Raw genomic sequence first — 15,006 nt, 5'->3', positions numbered from 1 at the left:
GGTTTGAACCATCGCCAGCTTGAATACCTGATAATTTTTGAATACCCGTTTGGGTGAATATTCACTTGATTGTGCCGTTTTCGCCTTTGTTTGGCGTTGTAACAATAAAGTCAGTGCCTGGTTGCATGGTGATTGTGGCATCTTTGGCATTTCCTAAATGGAAGGTAACCGCCCCTAGTGCCTCAAAATTCAAGGCTTCGTCTAAGACGTCTGTCACTTCTAATTCCTGATACTCATTCATATCAAAGGATAGTGGCGAAATAGTCAGTGTGTACTTAACTTCCTCACCGATCGAATGGGTTGTTTTATCAATTGTTTTACCGATTTCTGGTTCTAACTGATTGTAGTTTTTCATAAACAGATTAACGTCGTAACTATAATTATTAACTTCTTTTGAGCTGTCTGTAGCTGGATTGGTTGAAGGTACATTCACTAAAACCGGCATTGAGCCTTGTTGAACGATGGGTTTGCCATCAGCACCTGAAGTCGGTGTTTTCGTTTCAACGACCAAATATAAATTGTCAGCTAAATCAACTGTATTAATAGGGAGATCACCAAAAGTGACTTGCCCTTGTTCATTTGTGACCCCTTTATAATCAGCTGTTTTACCATCCATAAATTGTTTAACTTTTAACGTATCCAATGGTTTGGGATCAATCGGATCATAGCTTGTGCCACTGTCTAGTAATTGGCCAAGCTCTTTTTCCGTTAAGCGACCAAAAACAGAAAATTCAGTGCCGGGTAAAGGCACTGTTTCACCATTACCTGTATTGGTAGTCCCATTCGGCAGTTTAGTCCCACTCGTGCCATCTCCTTCAAATCCCCCGCCACCATTTTCAATCGGCGTAATATCGGGATTTAAATACTTATGTATGGTCAAACTACCGCTTTTTTCTACATTCATCACCCGTGCAAAGGCGGTAACCCCTCCCAGCGATGATCCTAAGATGGCAATCAACATAAGGACGCTCATCCAAACTTGTTTTGCTCTATTTTTTTTCATAAAGAACCTCTTTTCTTTGTTTTTATGTTATAACCGGTGCCAATCAAAACAGTACCTATTAAGATGTATAAATAGGTTCCCATTCCACCTGTTACAGGAATATCATGAATTTTTTTATTAACTACATTAAAAGACAATTGTAAGGATTGACCGTCCCAGTCATAATCTTTGCCTGCTACTAAGATAATAGCCTCTCCCTCTGTATCATCTCGCAAGACGGTTAAGTTACCATTTATATCCAAGTTGATGATATATTCATAAGCTTGCAGACCATACCCTTCTGGTGCTTTAGTTTCTTTAATGATGTAGGTCACGCCAATAACCAGGTCTTTAAAATGAAAGATCCCTTGGTCTGTGCCTGTTATCACTTGCTTGTCTGAGCTGTTTTTTTCCCAAATGGAAAATTCAGCGCCTTTCAAAGGTTCTCCTAGGCCGTCCACTTTTGACAGTTGGGCATCATAGCGAACTAATTTATTTTCCAGTGAATACGTTAGGTCCAAACTTTTATCACTCTTTTTAAGGGTCTCCATGTCAATTACTACGGAAAACTGATCCCCTGGACTACCTGGCGCTTCGCTTCCTGGTTTATATTGAGGATCTTGATAACCGCCAGTAGGTGCTTTGGTTTCTCTGAAACGAAAGCTTTTGTATGGTGTAGGATAGTCCTTGATCATGGTCGCCAGTAAGTCTGGATCAGTGGTGTTATCAATGATTAGTTTACCTTGGGCGTTTGTTCTAAAGATTTTATTCCCATCTTGTTCCCATGAATTGGTCGATTTTTGGCCTTGAATGATAAACTCTGTGTTGGCTAACAAACCAGAGGCTTTTTCCCCTTCCTTTTCCAAGGTGATACGGTGATTTAACTGATGGTTCTTCTTCGTTACAGTTTCTGGCCTAACTTCTGTAGTCGTAATTTCAAAGCTGTCTGTATAGGGATTGTCTGGCATTTCATAGTTCATCGGTGCTTTCATCTCTTTAAAACGATACGTCCCATTGCCTAAAAGAGCAATTTCCTTTTCACCTAAGGAGAGTTCCCCTTTTTCGCTTGTTGTGTACGTCGTCTCGTTAGCCTTTTGCCAGCTTTCATTGGTTTGTTTTTCCAAGGTGAATTCAGCGCCACTTAAGCTTTGGTTATTTTCTTCATCGACTTTTTTTAAGTTGAATTTCCGATCTAGCTTTTTATTCTTAATTGGCACTTCAACTGTGGTCTCCTTGGTAATATCTTCACCTGAAAGGCTAAAATCAAAGCGGTTATGAGGTGCTAAGGGCAAGTCATATCCTGTTGGAGCGGCCGTTTCAATGAAGTAATAATCTCCTGAGGTCAAGCCGGTATGGGTCAATTCTCCATTGGGATTGGTCTTCATGTCCGTTACGATTGGTGCTGGTGAACCGACTTTATACAAGTCAAAGGTTGCGCCGCTTAAGGGGCTTGCAGTATCTGTATCAGTCTTAACAATCTTGACTGTGCCTTTGTCTGCTTCAGCTTCGCCACCACCGACAGTCCATTTGACGGTGTCAGTCAGAACCCATTCATCAGTCCCTGGATTACCATCTTTATCCTTATAACGCACCTTAATCGAGGCGTTATTTTTTAAATTTTGGCTGTAAGTGTCGTCCAGTGGCACTGTAAAATAATTCAACTCATAGGTTCTAAAATGGGTTCCTTCATTAACGGCATATTCCTCTTGTGCCAATAAATAAGGAAGTATTTCATGAGAAAATGAACGGTTATCTGCTGCTACCCCTAATTGATTTTTGCTGATGTAGTTAGACGTATACGCTAGGTCACTCACGTAGCTGGTGACTTCCCAAGCAAAGGAATTCCCAGTTTCATTATTATCGTAAGGGACTAAGCGCTGCTTATCTGGTTGGTCTTCTACGATGACACTTTCCAAATCTGATAAGTCTTTGCCTTTTAAAATCGTGTCTCGTCCTAAAATAATTTGCCAACGAATCTTTTTCGTGCCTTGATAAATGTCTTGCTGCCCCTTTTTTTCATCCGCTGTAGCATTTCCCGCTCCCCCAGTACCGCCCGATCCGCCACCTTCTGGAACCGTAATGGTAATGTCGCCTCCAGGAATAGGCAAGAGAGTCGAATCCCCCTTATTAACGTAACGGTCATTTAGCATCGTTGAAAAATAAAAACTGCCTTTAACATTGGAATGCTGGTCGACATAATCCGTCGTAAAGGTTAGTTCAATCCTGTAACCCATTACGTCGTCTCCCTCAACACTAGCCAGACCAACTAAATGACCTTCTGGTGAATAGACCTTAAAATCAAGCTGATCTACAACGATAAATTCCTTGGGAATTGTAAAAATTAAGACATCCTCCTGATGGAAGGTATTATCAGGCAGTGCCCAATTATAAGTTAAGTCGTATTGGGTATTAAACTCCATTTCTGAGCCATTAACAATTTGTGTGTCTTTTCTCATCAACTTATTACTGGTTACATACTGATCGCCGTTAAAAGTTGCTCGGGGAGCTGCGGCTTTTAATAAGGACTTGTCCTTTGCTTTAACAGAAGGTAGGTCTTGCTGCTCAAGTGGTAATCGTGAGCCTTCTACTTTAGGGATACTATAAGTGACTTCGCCACTGGTTTGTCGATCTTTTTTTGCTTCTGCCATCGTCTGACTGTTTGTTCTAACAGACTGGTTGTGACTCGTCGCCTCCTCAGTTACTGGATTGGCTCGAAGGAACTCTCTTTTTGGTAGCCAGAACACTAACAAACTAAAGGTTACTACAAGACAGATGGCAAGGGCTCTTTTTCGTTTTTTTCTGTTTGTCACTCACTTCAACTCTTTTCTACAATTAAGTTTATGTGTCCTTAAGAACACTCAGTTTCTCTTTTCCTTGTTCCTCGTGCTCCTTTATCACTATTCCAAGAGCGACCCACCTAACCTATCCTTGGTTTCTTAATAGTGGCTTTTCATCGCCCTTTCTTTTGTCTCACTCTTTTGTAGGTCTTCCAGTGATCGAAGCCATACTCTCTCTGTTCATTACTTCACTAACAACAATTGATCGACACTTTTAGAACAATAGGCAAGCATACTAGGAAAGAAAGGTCACTCTTGTATAAACTATATTGTATAAGGAAAATCTTATACAAACATGCTGTTTTTTGTCGTGCAGCTCGACAGTCAACCGATGAACTTTCGCTTGATTTTGAACGGATTTATCAAAATAGTTGTTGTTTAGGTTTTAATTGTAATAAAAATCGTTAACATATTGAACGGATAAATCGTATTAGTTAGTCAATACCCAAGTTTATGTTATACTATCGATGAAACAGTATAATAAAAACTTGAAAAGGAGTGACAATCATGACCAAAACTAGGTCAGAACTAAAAACCGAAGCAAAACAACTGCTTAAAGGTCGGTGGGGATCAGCCATTTTACTTAATTTAATTCCAACTCTCATCGCTTTAGCAATCGCCGCTATTATGGGCTTTACCATTTACAGAACGCTTATCATTCTAGGAGTGGACATTCCCTCAATGACCGCTTCAAGCGCCGACATGTCAGATGTAGGCAGTGGCAGTACTGGAGGTGGGTCGGGCTTCTTCGGCGGACTGTTGGCCGCTATTTTCAGTGCTGGAATTTCTTGGACTTACTTGGATTTATTGCGCAATCGTAAACAGACTATCAGTCCATTTAGCGATGCCTTTCGGGCTTTTAAGTCTCCGTTTTTATGGGGAATTATCGCACTTTATATTTTGACGAGTCTCTTTACCTTCCTTTGGGCGCTCCTCTTGATTATTCCAGGGGTTATTAAATCCTTTGCTTATTCTCAAAGCTATTTCATTTACTACGATGTGTATGAGGAAACAGGTACTAAGATGGGCTTTTTGGATACGATCACTGCTAGTCGCCGACTAATGGATGGACACAAGATGGAATTATTCGTCCTTTACTTAAGCTTTATACCTTGGTATATTTTGGCTACATTAACCTTTGGCATCGGCTACTTATGGTTAAATCCCTATGTTTCTGCCACAACAGCTGCTTTTTATGACAATTTAAAAGTAAATGCTTTAGACTAGACTTGAACGTAAAAAGCGCTATTCACTTTACTGTGAGCAGCGCTTTTTTGGCAGTCCTTTAATTTTATTGAGAATTGAAATAACGTTTTCTTAATTAAAAGACAAATGATATTCTAATTAGAAATGTTCTCTAAACCATGAGTTTAGGCTAAGAATCATTGACTACACAGTTAGTCACGTGGTAGTATTAGATAACGAGGAAGCTAGAAGGCATAAGTCAATTCCCCATTCACTCATGCAATCAATTACTTCTGTTAGTCGTAGTTGATTCCCCATACTTCTATCTCTCCTCTTTTTCATTTTACCCAGACATACCAAAATCCATCAAAAATCTAACCGATTTCGATGGATTTTTCCCATGTATGTGGCGATATAGAGGCCTTCTTTCGCCACAATTAATTTAACTTCTAGCCAACCAGATAGATCACCATTATTGTATAAATAGAAGTCTTCTGGTTCTGTTTCCGATGTGCGAACGATTTGAATCCATCTCTCGCCATTTTTCTTTAACTCTGGTTCTTTGGTCTCTTGTTTTTCCTGATTGCCTCTGTTTAAAAATAAAATGGCTATCATGCTTATCAGTAACACGCTGGAAAAGATTAGAATCACCCTTAACTTTTTTCGTTTCAACTTATCTCTCCTAGTTATCCCCTTGATTATGTATCTTTCTACGTGTAGAATAGCATTGACATCATTATTAGTCAACACCGTTGTATCACATGTAAAATTGGAGGTTACCCTAATGAAATTATCAAATTCTGAACTAAATATTATGGACGTTTTATGGGAACATGGTCCCATGACAGCCGGTGACATCGCCCGAATCCTTTCTGAAAAAATAGGATGGAATCGCAATACAACTTATACGGTTATTAAAAAAGCCATTGGGAAACAAGCGGTTCAACGAACGGATCCTAATTTTCTATGTACACCCTTAGTCACCCGAGCAGAAGTCGCTGATGAACGGACTGAAGCCTTGGTCCAAGATATGTACGATGGCTCTTATGATCGCTTTTTAGCTGCTTTGGCGAAAAATGAAAATTTGACTGCCAAAAAGGCTCAAAGCTTGCTTAAATTTATTGAAGAAAATAAGTAGGGTCGATCATGGCTATTGTTTATGAATACCTCACTAAATATTGTTTACTACTTGTCTTTATTGTTCTAATCAAAATTTTGTTCAAGAAGGGCATGCCTAGCAGTTTGTATAAGATATTGTGGCTGATCTGTATGGTGCGTCTGACTATTCCTTTGAGTGTCACCTTAAAGATTATCCATCCTACAGCAACTAGACTAACGACTAGCATCCTTCAAGCGAATAGTCAGAATGCTTTAGTCAAGACCTCAACAATTATCCTGATTCTTTACTTAATTGGCACGATTATCTCGTTGACAAAATTTTTTATCGATTACCGAAAAGTTGATTTTCTGGCTAAATCCAGTTTACCTCTAACCAGTGGCATTGAAAAAATCTGGATTGAGACTTTAGGCGTTAATAAAAAGACTGAGATTCGTTATTCTGATGAAATCTTACAACCTTTCGCTTACGGTGTCTTAAAGCCAAAAATTATTTTACCTCAGTCCTTATTAACTGAAGTAGACCCTGTGGCGATGGAATATATTATTACTCATGAAATGACTCATATCAAGCACAATGATGTCTTGATTAAACGTTGGAGCACGATTCTTTGTGCCATTCACTGGTTCAATCCTTTGGTTTGGTTATTAGATTATTTGTTATCAGAGGATATTGAAAAAGCCTGTGACGAAGTGGTCATTCAGCGTTTTGGTTTATCCAAACGTCAAGAATATGCTGAGCTCTTGTTGGTTAACGCCATTAAAGGAATCGATGGTAACGGTCAAGCCAGTCTAGTCTCATCACCTGTTGCCGATCGGATTAAAACGATTATGAAGCTCAACAAACCCCAACATGCTATCGGTGTCTATCTGGTGACCATTGGGACAGCCTTGATTTTCTTAACCTCTCTTCTTGGTTATCAAGAAGTTGTTACCGATGTTACATTAGCACAACCAGTGGAGGAAGTCATCGAGTCGGAACCAGTGGTGGAAGAAGTCATCGACATTCAAGGTGAGCCGCTTGTCGAAGAGGTGGCCCCCGTAGTCGAGTCTGCCTCAAGCTTCCCTAGCCTTAAATCAGAAGATGAAATTGACAACATGTCCGTCGAGCAAACGCAAAAATACTTGGAAACCTACAGTAGTCATCTGACCGATTACTTAGAGAATCTGGCTGAAAACTAGCTGAAGAGGCACATCCCTTAAACACCGTTATTGTGGACATTTACAAATAATAATAGAGGTGTTTAATATGAAGAAAAAAATCGTCGCCTGTTTAATCGTTTTATCAACTCTTCTGCTCCCGCTTCAAATTTTTGCTGCAGAAGCAGAACAACCTGCTGATCCTGGCGTGGTTATTGAAGTTCTTTCCACGCCACCGCAAGCATCGGAGTTCGCCCCTTTTGCTGCTTCAAAAGGCGAATATGTCAACATCAAAGTCAAATTTGCAGGAACGCCACCCGCTACTTATTTCTACACTCGTGGAAGTAAATCTGGAACACTGAAACGTTATCAAACTGTTGATAAAAACACAGCCCTATATGATGGTTATATCAATTAAGATTGTTTCAATCCAAGGGAATTCCCTTGGATTTTTTTGGTTGTTTTATTTCGACTGGTTTGATCCCAATCAAATCTAAGATAAACATAAAGACTGGTATTCCTAGAACTAGTCCCCAGACATGAAAGAAATAGTTGCTAATGACTAAAATTAAAAAGGTGCAAAAAATCGGTAGTTTCGTTCTACTGGACATTAATTTTGGGTTAAAGACGTAAGATTCCAAAAGATGGACGGCCATGACAGTTAGTAATATATAAACCACGTCTTTAATGCCGCCATTGGAATAGGCCAACAAACTTAGAGGAATACAAGAAATCACCACACCGGCAATCGGAATAAAACTAAACAAGAAAACCATCAGCATTAGACTTAATAAATGGGGAAAATGCATGATGTATAAAGCCGTTCCTGTCAGCAATGTATTAATACAGGCAATAATGACTTGCGCTTCTATGACAACCCCAAAGGTTTTAGTAAACTTCCCTCCTAAGAATTGAACATCTTGGAAAAACCAAGCACTCTTCCCTTTTAGAAAGAGGGAAGCAAACTGACTGACTTTGTCTCCTTCAATCATAAAAAAGAAGCTCAATATAAACGACATAAATAACGTAACGATCATGCCAATCAAACTGGTCACTGAACTTAATAAATGAGTGGATTGACTTTTTAAGTAGGGTAATCCCTTACTGATATACTTAAAGATAATATTTTTTGTCGATTCATCCCCTTGACTTTGTTGTGTGTAGAAGGTTTCTAAGCTATTGTACAACTGTAGTGATTGTTTCGATATAACCGGGACAGATTTAAGGATAATTAATAGAATGGCCGCTACAATCAAAAAATAAAGGCCCCCTACTAAGATAGTTGAGGACAGGTTTAACCGTGCTCTAACCTTGCTCACTAGCTGACTTGCTAAATACGTAAAGATAAAGGTCAACAATAACAGGGACATAATTCCTCTTAAGAGAATTAAAGTAAGGATAATCACCCCTAATACAGATAATCGTCTAAGAAAGATATTTTGTGTGAATTTTTGATACATCGTCATCTTGTTGTTCACGTCCTTTTCATTGATGGCTAGCTTTGACTATTGTGTTCAGCCCTTATGTTTCTAGTATAGCGTTTCATTGTTTGATTCCTTATTCATTATTATCTTTTCATCCGACAAAATAGATCATAACGGCCTCTTGATTCTTGTTCAAAGGGGCATGAGCGTCATGATTTAAGCTAGCCATCAAACAAACTGGCGGCTTTTCTCTTTAAGAAATGGTCATAAAGCTCTTTTACGATGCCGATTTCTCTTTCGGTTATTTCATAAGCAATAGACAGAACCTCAATTCCCTTCAGTTGACAGTCGCTAATATCTGTAATAATTAGATCATAATCCCCTTGGAGGCTAATACTTTTTTGGCAACCCCTAAAAGGAATCACCCTTACTTCTACTTGATCTCCAAAGACGTCTTCTAGGAACTCCTGATCGTTTGTTACAATTAAACCATTGTATTTTGTGTATAAGCCGATTCTAAAGGCTGGCTGATTCAAGCGAGAGACAGTTGAAAAATTATCGAAGGCACTCATCACATTGTATAACAGAGTCTTCAAAACATAATTGTGATTTTTTCGAATGTATTTCACTAATAGGCCCTTAATTTTCTCATAAAAATAGGGTGTACTAGCTGCGATAGTTGCCAGCGTCTCTTCTGGATAATTAAAGAGAATTGGCCGAACTAATTGCTCACTTAAGTGAAAAGAATACAACCGAAATATAAACAACTCATGATCGTTGATGCCACCTATCAAGACTTCGTCAATTAACATGGTCAATTCACGGAACCTGTCATATTCGGCTTTAACTGCTGGAAATCTTTGGATGCCTTTTTGAAAATTTTGATAAGAACAAAAATATATATCCTCATTGATTTGACTCCAGTCATCGGAAAAAAAGACATGTGATTCCCTTAGGCCCGTTAAATTAGATAAGTCTTGATTTAAACGGATAATTTCCTCTGAAATGGGACAGATACTGGTCTGAGCATGCGACAGTGATTCCGACTGTTGCTGAAGTCTGGTCGCTTTAATAAAAATATAAAGGGCAAGCATTGTGAAATTAATGATAAAAATAAACTGCTTATGGGTACCGTAAAACTGATTTAACACGGCTAACACCTCTTGAAACTTCTCCTGATTAAACGGAAATTCCCCCTCATACCTTTCAAAGAAATAACTCCTAAAAAAGGCTAATATTTCCCGCTCATTTCCCGCTATTCTAATAGGTGGTTTCGTGGTAATCCTAAAGTCCATCTCAGAGGTGATCTGATTGATTTGGCTGATTGAACGGTTTAGTGAAGCTAGGCTTTGGTATACCTCACGAGCAAGATCAACTAAGCTATCAAAATCAGAAAAAAACAGTGTTTCCAAAATTAGAAAATTAGGACTCTCACGAAGTAAAATAGCATAGATATGTTTCATGGAGTGGCTAGTTGGAATTCTCAGTCTTAAGCCGGTTTTAAGTGAGGTTTCAATAGTGGCGGGTTCAATCAGCTGATTGATTCTTTGAACATCTGAGCGCAGTGTTCGCTCACTGCACTTAATGACTCCCATAAGCCTGTCACTGACTACCCACTCCTTTTCATATAATTGCTCAATTAGCAGTAGCGCTCGCCAATTTTCTTTTGACAATAATCTTTTCATTTATTTACTCCTATTATTTTATCGGTTCTCAGAACATCAGTTTAGTAATTACTTGAATGGCTTATTGGCCTATTATTTATCCTACCATGACATTTTCTCCTTTTTTAACGAAATACGGTCAAAAAAAACGCCTAGGCATGCTTTTACCTGCCAAGGCGCTAAGTCGTAAGCTCTCATTCATTGTACGGTTTCGTTACATTCTTGATTGTCTATCGCCCTGTTATCACTATGCTGTGTGGCATATTTATAGGCTGTTCCGACCGAAACACAACAAGTTTCAGCAATTTCTCTAATGGTTTTCTTTTCATACTGATAGAGATGCTGGATGCGTTCGGCTTGCTCATCGGCAATCGGAGGACGTCCAATGATGATGCCCTCATCTCTGGCTTTTTCAATCCCCACTTTTGTCCGAACTTGCATTACCTGTTCTTCAAATAAAATTAGCCGATATAACTCATCAAAATATTCCTGATCCGTTAAGTTCTGATTGAGATCTTTTTTGATAAAAGTCAGTCGTTTATTATGTTTGACTAATAATTTAAAGCCAGGTAATAACTGGATTAGTCTAAGAGGTATCACACTTAATTCTGTGATTATTAGCTCATGGCTTAAGTTTTCGTTGATTAACCTCAAAAAAGAATCTTTCGTAATGGTTTCTTCTTCTACAATGACAATGTCATCACATGTGCCGATCAGTTCAATTTGTTGATAGGTATTTTTTTTATTTACAATACCAATTCTCATAGCGAATCTCCTTACTTGATCTTTTGGTTTTTTTATCGACCCTTTTAATTAATGAACAATTGGGGAAACTATACTTGATGACGACTTGCCTTAAGTCTCTTTTTAGTTTTCCTTTTCTTTGTGCCTCGGTTCTTCTCTTTTATGATCCAAACGGTTCCCAACACAATAAGCAGGAATAGTAATCCCCCACCGATCCAATAGAGCCAACTGTTGGTTTCTTTCAACTCAATGGCTTCTTTATTAAGTTTGTCACTGACGGCTTTCGTGATCGTAAATTCTTTCGAAAACTGCCACTCATCAGCTACGGTTGTTGCCTCTAAATCCAAGTGGTAATCCCCAGGCTCCAATGGTTGGTTGCCCCACATAATAGGAAAATCAAAGTTGGAATTAGGTGCCATTTCCATCCCTTCTGTTGTGATGATTTTTAAGATCTCTGAGCTGCCTTTTTTACGAATCTTTGCCGTCACTTTGAGCTTGCCAAACATGACGGGTTGATTATTTTGAAGATTGGCTGTTACGGCTGTCCGGTAATTGACAAGGGCTGCTTGAACCTCATTTAGAGCTAATTCTGGTTTATCACGTGGTACCTCTCCTCTTAGGACAACAGCTTTCACCAATTGAAATTCATTGGTAATCTTGACCCCTGAGGTTGATTTTTCCTTAGTTTCAGTGAGTTTTTGCTTCGCAACAAAGGCTCCTAAGATAATCCCTTGAAAGGAGTCCACTGGTGTTTTTAAACTGAACTCGACCTCTTTTGAGGCATTTGCAGGAACTTCTACTACTTGGGCCTCACTGATTAAGCTGGTAAACGGATAAGTTAAACTAGGATCCAGCTCTTTATGAGGGGAATAATCCAAAACCCCGTTTTGGTTCGTCCAAGCATTGGTTGGGGTCACGTCCACACTGACTGCTTTAGCTGAAGTATTAGTCACAATCACTGTCAAAGCCTGTTGTTGATTTTTTTCTACATTTAAGTCAAAGTAAGTGAGAGACTCATTGGCCATATTCTCAGGTTTTTTGATCGACATGGAAAAAGCCAATCCTTCAGTGTCCTCTGCTTGAATTTGGATTGGCCATAGGAATACGCTGAAAAGGACGACAGCTAATTTCATGATGGTTTTTAATGATTGTTTCATTTCAACACTCTCTTCATGTTTATTCAATTCTTCATCACAAGTGACCGGGGCTGTTGCCCCAGTCATCTGATTGTTTACTAAGTTGGTTACCAGTGCAAAACAATCTGCCTACGCCAATTTTAGCCAATTCGACTTGCTGCTTTAGATAGTTGGGCCATCGTATAACTCCCAAGTAATAGCGGCTTTATAAAATGTCTGAGCGTCCAAGCTAGCAGCTGGTGCGGTAAATCGGATGTTACTGTTTTCTCCCCCACTTTTAGGGTATTTCACTAACCAAGTTGCTCGCCCTTGATCTTTTTGAGCGGTCATTAGGACTTTGGTTTGGCCTCCTGCTTCAAGAGTTTGACTCTTAGCTGTTGGCGCGTCTTCTGGTAACACATTAGAGGTTGAGGTCATTACCTCTGGTTCTCTCAATTCGATGGCTGCGCCTCTAATGCTCCGACCAGTATTCTCGGCGGTAAATTGACTCAGTGAGGCTTTTAAGGTCCAGCCTTCACCATTTCCCCGTTTATCAGTCACTTGGGCAAAAGGAGTGGTCTCATTTTTCAAATTAACTTCCATTTGCTTGGTTTCAATTTTAATCTGATTACCAAAGTTCAAATGAGGGATGTAATCAATCGTTAAGGCCCCTTCGTTCCCAGTTGCTTCCCCTTCCTCTGGATTCAATGGATCTAGAGGTTGATCTGGGTTATCAGGATCAACCGGTGCTGTGGCCCCATCTCCCGGAATTGTTTTAATCGTGGCATTGCTTTCTGCTTCCTTAATAGCTGCTTGACCTTGAGTCCCGGCCAATGCGGTCACCAGTAATAGGCTTGCCATTATAACCGATTTTTTTTTCATTTAGCCTGTCCTTTCTGGTTGTTATGGCGCTGTTGGTCCGTCTGCCACTGTCCACGTTATGGTTGATTGATAAGAGCCGATTTTATTATTTGCTGGAATTTCCAGAGTCAGGGGTTGGGCTGTAAGGCCTGCTTCCTCTTGGTCTTTTGGTGCAAAACTAACTTGCCAAGCCCCCATACCTCGATCGATTCCCGCTGAAAGAAGACGATGAGTCCCATTACCATTGGCCTCAAGTCTGCCTGCGGTATACTCAGGCTGGACATTGCTGACAACAATGCCTGAATCACTAACGGTTTCAGGCGTGACATTAGTTGGAAAAACTAGCTGAACCCCTTTTAAGGTATTGCCATTCTCTTTTAACTCACCACCTTCTGTGGTTTCAGCAAATGTCGACAGTCCGACAGTTAAATTCCAGCCCGTTCCTGTCCCCCGAAGATCTTCTACCAAAACACCTGGATAATAGTCTTTCCCTTCTGAACTAAAGAGTTGGGCCACTGGCTTCATCAAGGAAGAAGTCAAGGTCACATTGCCAAAATCCAAAGGGGTCACGGCAGATATTCTCAATAACTCATTTGATGGGTCATAAGGACCAACTGGTGGCTCGATGTCTGGTGGATCCAAGGGGGCTGTCGTTGGCGTTTTCAAGGTCACATTGCCATCGACCGTCTTATTTTCATCGGCCTTTGTGAAGGTTGGGGCTACAACTAAGCCTGTTAATAATGCTAAACTTAACAATTCTTTTTTCATTTTATGTTCTCCTCTTTAATCCGCCTCATGTTTCCACGAGGCGGAATTTTTTTGCTCAAGCGTTTTATAGGGTTGGGCTGTCCAATAGTTGCCAGGTTAAAGTGCCACTGTATTCACCAGCATAGTTACCTGAGGGAACGTACAAGGTGATCTCCTCTGTTTTAGCAACTTCTGGGTCAGCATCTGTTTTCACGTTGTAATAGCTTTTCCACGTGCCCATGCCTGCATCGGTTTCACTTGCAGCGGTCAGTAAGGTCTGAGGCGTACCAATAATATTTTTATTTGAAATACTAGAGGCTACTGGCGCTGTTGCTTCGGCTTGAACGCCTTTCCCTCTAACGACTGTTCCTACTGGAAAATCGATATAAGCACCTTTCAGAGTTTTCAACTCAGCATTTTCTTTGCCATTTGTCAACGGGGATTGAGTGACTTGTAATTTCCAACCGGCCCCTGTCCCACGTTTATCGGTAACTTGAATATTTTGGCGAGTTGGTGATGTTAGTTTGACATTTTGAGACTCCCCAGTGATTTTTGTTTCGGCAAAATTAAAGACAATCACTTGGTCAATCGTTAGATTCCCTTTCATCCCAGTTGTACCATCTGGATCATTTTTATCCTCAGGTGTCGTGCTGCCGCCACCGTCTTCCCCGCCTTCATCTGCTGGCGTTAAGGTGACCGTCACATCAGAATCAACCTTGCGTTCCTCATCATTGACATTACCCACACCCGCTGCAAAAGTGGTTGGTGCCCCTAGGATCATAACCCCACATATTAATAAGCTACTTAGACTGTTTTTCATTATTCTCTTTCCTTCCGTTACTGAATTTATAAATCATCATGCTGATACCTACTAGAGTTACACCTAGATAAGTAAGACATGTATTTATCACGTCATTTGTTTGTGGCAATCGGCTTCCTTTAGTTGTTGGGTTAATCGGATCACCGGTTTTTGGTAATTCTAAGAAATGCCGCTTCTCTGAAAAGCCAATGCCAATTTTTGAATCATAATCGGTCACTTTTTGTTCTGTTGTCTCTTTTTGCTTTTCCGCCAACCCCGTTACTGTACCTAATTGGAAACTGGCAAAACAGATTGCAAACAGGAGCAGACAGTAACACTTATGTTTGATTTTCACGATCGAAAGACCTCCTTTATGATGGGTGTGACATGGT

Annotated in this window: 15 protein-coding genes; 4 read left to right on the top strand and 11 right to left on the bottom strand. The window is 40.0% G+C overall.

All coding sequences use genetic code 11. The features are described from left to right. Nucleotides 1-61: 61 nt before the first annotated feature. Together RWN13_RS04650 and RWN13_RS04645 are read right to left on the bottom strand one after the other, a co-directional pair. Nucleotides 62-1,003, bottom strand: coding sequence for a pilin N-terminal domain-containing protein (locus RWN13_RS04650; RefSeq protein WP_314060933.1), 942 nt, complete (start codon nucleotides 1,001-1,003; stop codon nucleotides 62-64). Beyond that, on the bottom strand, nucleotides 1,000-3,792 hold the full coding sequence (locus RWN13_RS04645; RefSeq protein ID WP_314060930.1) for a SpaA isopeptide-forming pilin-related protein: 2,793 nt from the start codon (nucleotides 3,790-3,792) through the stop codon (nucleotides 1,000-1,002). The genes RWN13_RS04650 and RWN13_RS04645 overlap by 4 nt, the downstream gene beginning before the upstream one ends. A gap of 534 nt (nucleotides 3,793-4,326) precedes the next feature. Here RWN13_RS04645 and RWN13_RS04640 point away from each other — a divergent pair. Next, complete coding sequence (locus RWN13_RS04640; RefSeq protein WP_314060927.1) at nucleotides 4,327-5,046, top strand: DUF975 family protein; 720 nt, start codon at nucleotides 4,327-4,329, stop codon at nucleotides 5,044-5,046. A gap of 324 nt (nucleotides 5,047-5,370) precedes the next feature. On the opposite strand, the gene RWN13_RS04635 is transcribed toward RWN13_RS04640, so the two are convergent. Then, nucleotides 5,371-5,676: a hypothetical protein gene (locus tag RWN13_RS04635; protein ID WP_314060926.1), complete on the bottom strand. Its 306-nt coding sequence runs from the start codon at nucleotides 5,674-5,676 to the stop codon at nucleotides 5,371-5,373. Between the two features lie 112 nt (nucleotides 5,677-5,788). Between RWN13_RS04635 and RWN13_RS04630 the strand changes: the two genes are divergently transcribed. The 3 genes from RWN13_RS04630 to RWN13_RS04620 all read left to right on the top strand — a co-directional run bounded on the left by RWN13_RS04630 (nucleotide 5,789) and on the right by RWN13_RS04620 (nucleotide 7,678). Next, complete coding sequence (locus RWN13_RS04630; protein ID WP_314060925.1) at nucleotides 5,789-6,142, top strand: BlaI/MecI/CopY family transcriptional regulator; 354 nt, start codon at nucleotides 5,789-5,791, stop codon at nucleotides 6,140-6,142. Between the two features lie 8 nt (nucleotides 6,143-6,150). Further along, nucleotides 6,151-7,302 carry a M56 family metallopeptidase gene (locus RWN13_RS04625; RefSeq protein ID WP_314060923.1) on the top strand — a complete coding sequence of 384 codons (1,152 nt, stop codon included), beginning with the start codon at nucleotides 6,151-6,153 and terminating at the stop codon, nucleotides 7,300-7,302. 67 nt (nucleotides 7,303-7,369) lie between these two features. Then, a complete protein-coding gene (locus tag RWN13_RS04620) occupies nucleotides 7,370-7,678 on the top strand; it encodes a hypothetical protein (protein ID WP_314060920.1) in 309 nt (102 codons plus the stop codon). A 7-nt stretch (nucleotides 7,679-7,685) separates the two neighbouring features. Here the strand turns inward: RWN13_RS04620 and RWN13_RS04615 are convergent, their stop codons facing one another. From RWN13_RS04615 to RWN13_RS04580, 8 genes are all read right to left on the bottom strand, one after another. Next, nucleotides 7,686-8,726, bottom strand: coding sequence for an AI-2E family transporter (locus RWN13_RS04615; RefSeq protein WP_314060919.1), 1,041 nt, complete (start codon nucleotides 8,724-8,726; stop codon nucleotides 7,686-7,688). A gap of 179 nt (nucleotides 8,727-8,905) precedes the next feature. Then, nucleotides 8,906-10,369 carry a helix-turn-helix domain-containing protein gene (locus RWN13_RS04610; protein ID WP_314060916.1) on the bottom strand — a complete coding sequence of 488 codons (1,464 nt, stop codon included), beginning with the start codon at nucleotides 10,367-10,369 and terminating at the stop codon, nucleotides 8,906-8,908. 177 nt (nucleotides 10,370-10,546) lie between these two features. Then, nucleotides 10,547-11,113: a hypothetical protein gene (locus tag RWN13_RS04605; RefSeq protein ID WP_314060914.1), complete on the bottom strand. Its 567-nt coding sequence runs from the start codon at nucleotides 11,111-11,113 to the stop codon at nucleotides 10,547-10,549. Between the two features lie 68 nt (nucleotides 11,114-11,181). Beyond that, nucleotides 11,182-12,315 carry a DUF916 and DUF3324 domain-containing protein gene (locus RWN13_RS04600; protein WP_314060911.1) on the bottom strand — a complete coding sequence of 378 codons (1,134 nt, stop codon included), beginning with the start codon at nucleotides 12,313-12,315 and terminating at the stop codon, nucleotides 11,182-11,184. 75 nt (nucleotides 12,316-12,390) lie between these two features. Then, nucleotides 12,391-13,089, bottom strand: a complete 699-nt coding sequence (locus RWN13_RS04595) for a WxL domain-containing protein (RefSeq protein WP_314060910.1) — start codon at nucleotides 13,087-13,089, stop codon at nucleotides 12,391-12,393. Between the two features lie 21 nt (nucleotides 13,090-13,110). After that, entirely contained in the window at nucleotides 13,111-13,836 is a 726-nt protein-coding gene (locus RWN13_RS04590) for a WxL domain-containing protein (protein ID WP_314060909.1), read from the bottom strand. A 64-nt stretch (nucleotides 13,837-13,900) separates the two neighbouring features. Beyond that, complete coding sequence (locus RWN13_RS04585) at nucleotides 13,901-14,635, bottom strand: WxL domain-containing protein (protein WP_314060906.1); 735 nt, start codon at nucleotides 14,633-14,635, stop codon at nucleotides 13,901-13,903. After that, complete coding sequence (locus tag RWN13_RS04580) at nucleotides 14,616-14,969, bottom strand: hypothetical protein (protein WP_314060905.1); 354 nt, start codon at nucleotides 14,967-14,969, stop codon at nucleotides 14,616-14,618. The genes RWN13_RS04585 and RWN13_RS04580 overlap by 20 nt, the downstream gene beginning before the upstream one ends. Between the last annotated feature and the right edge of the window lie 37 nt (nucleotides 14,970-15,006).

It is taken from the genome of uncultured Vagococcus sp. (assembly GCF_963518325.1).
GTDB lineage: Bacteria > Bacillota > Bacilli > Lactobacillales > Vagococcaceae > Vagococcus_D.
Note: the sequence above shows the minus strand (reverse complement) of the source record. Positions and strands in the feature narration are given on the sequence as shown.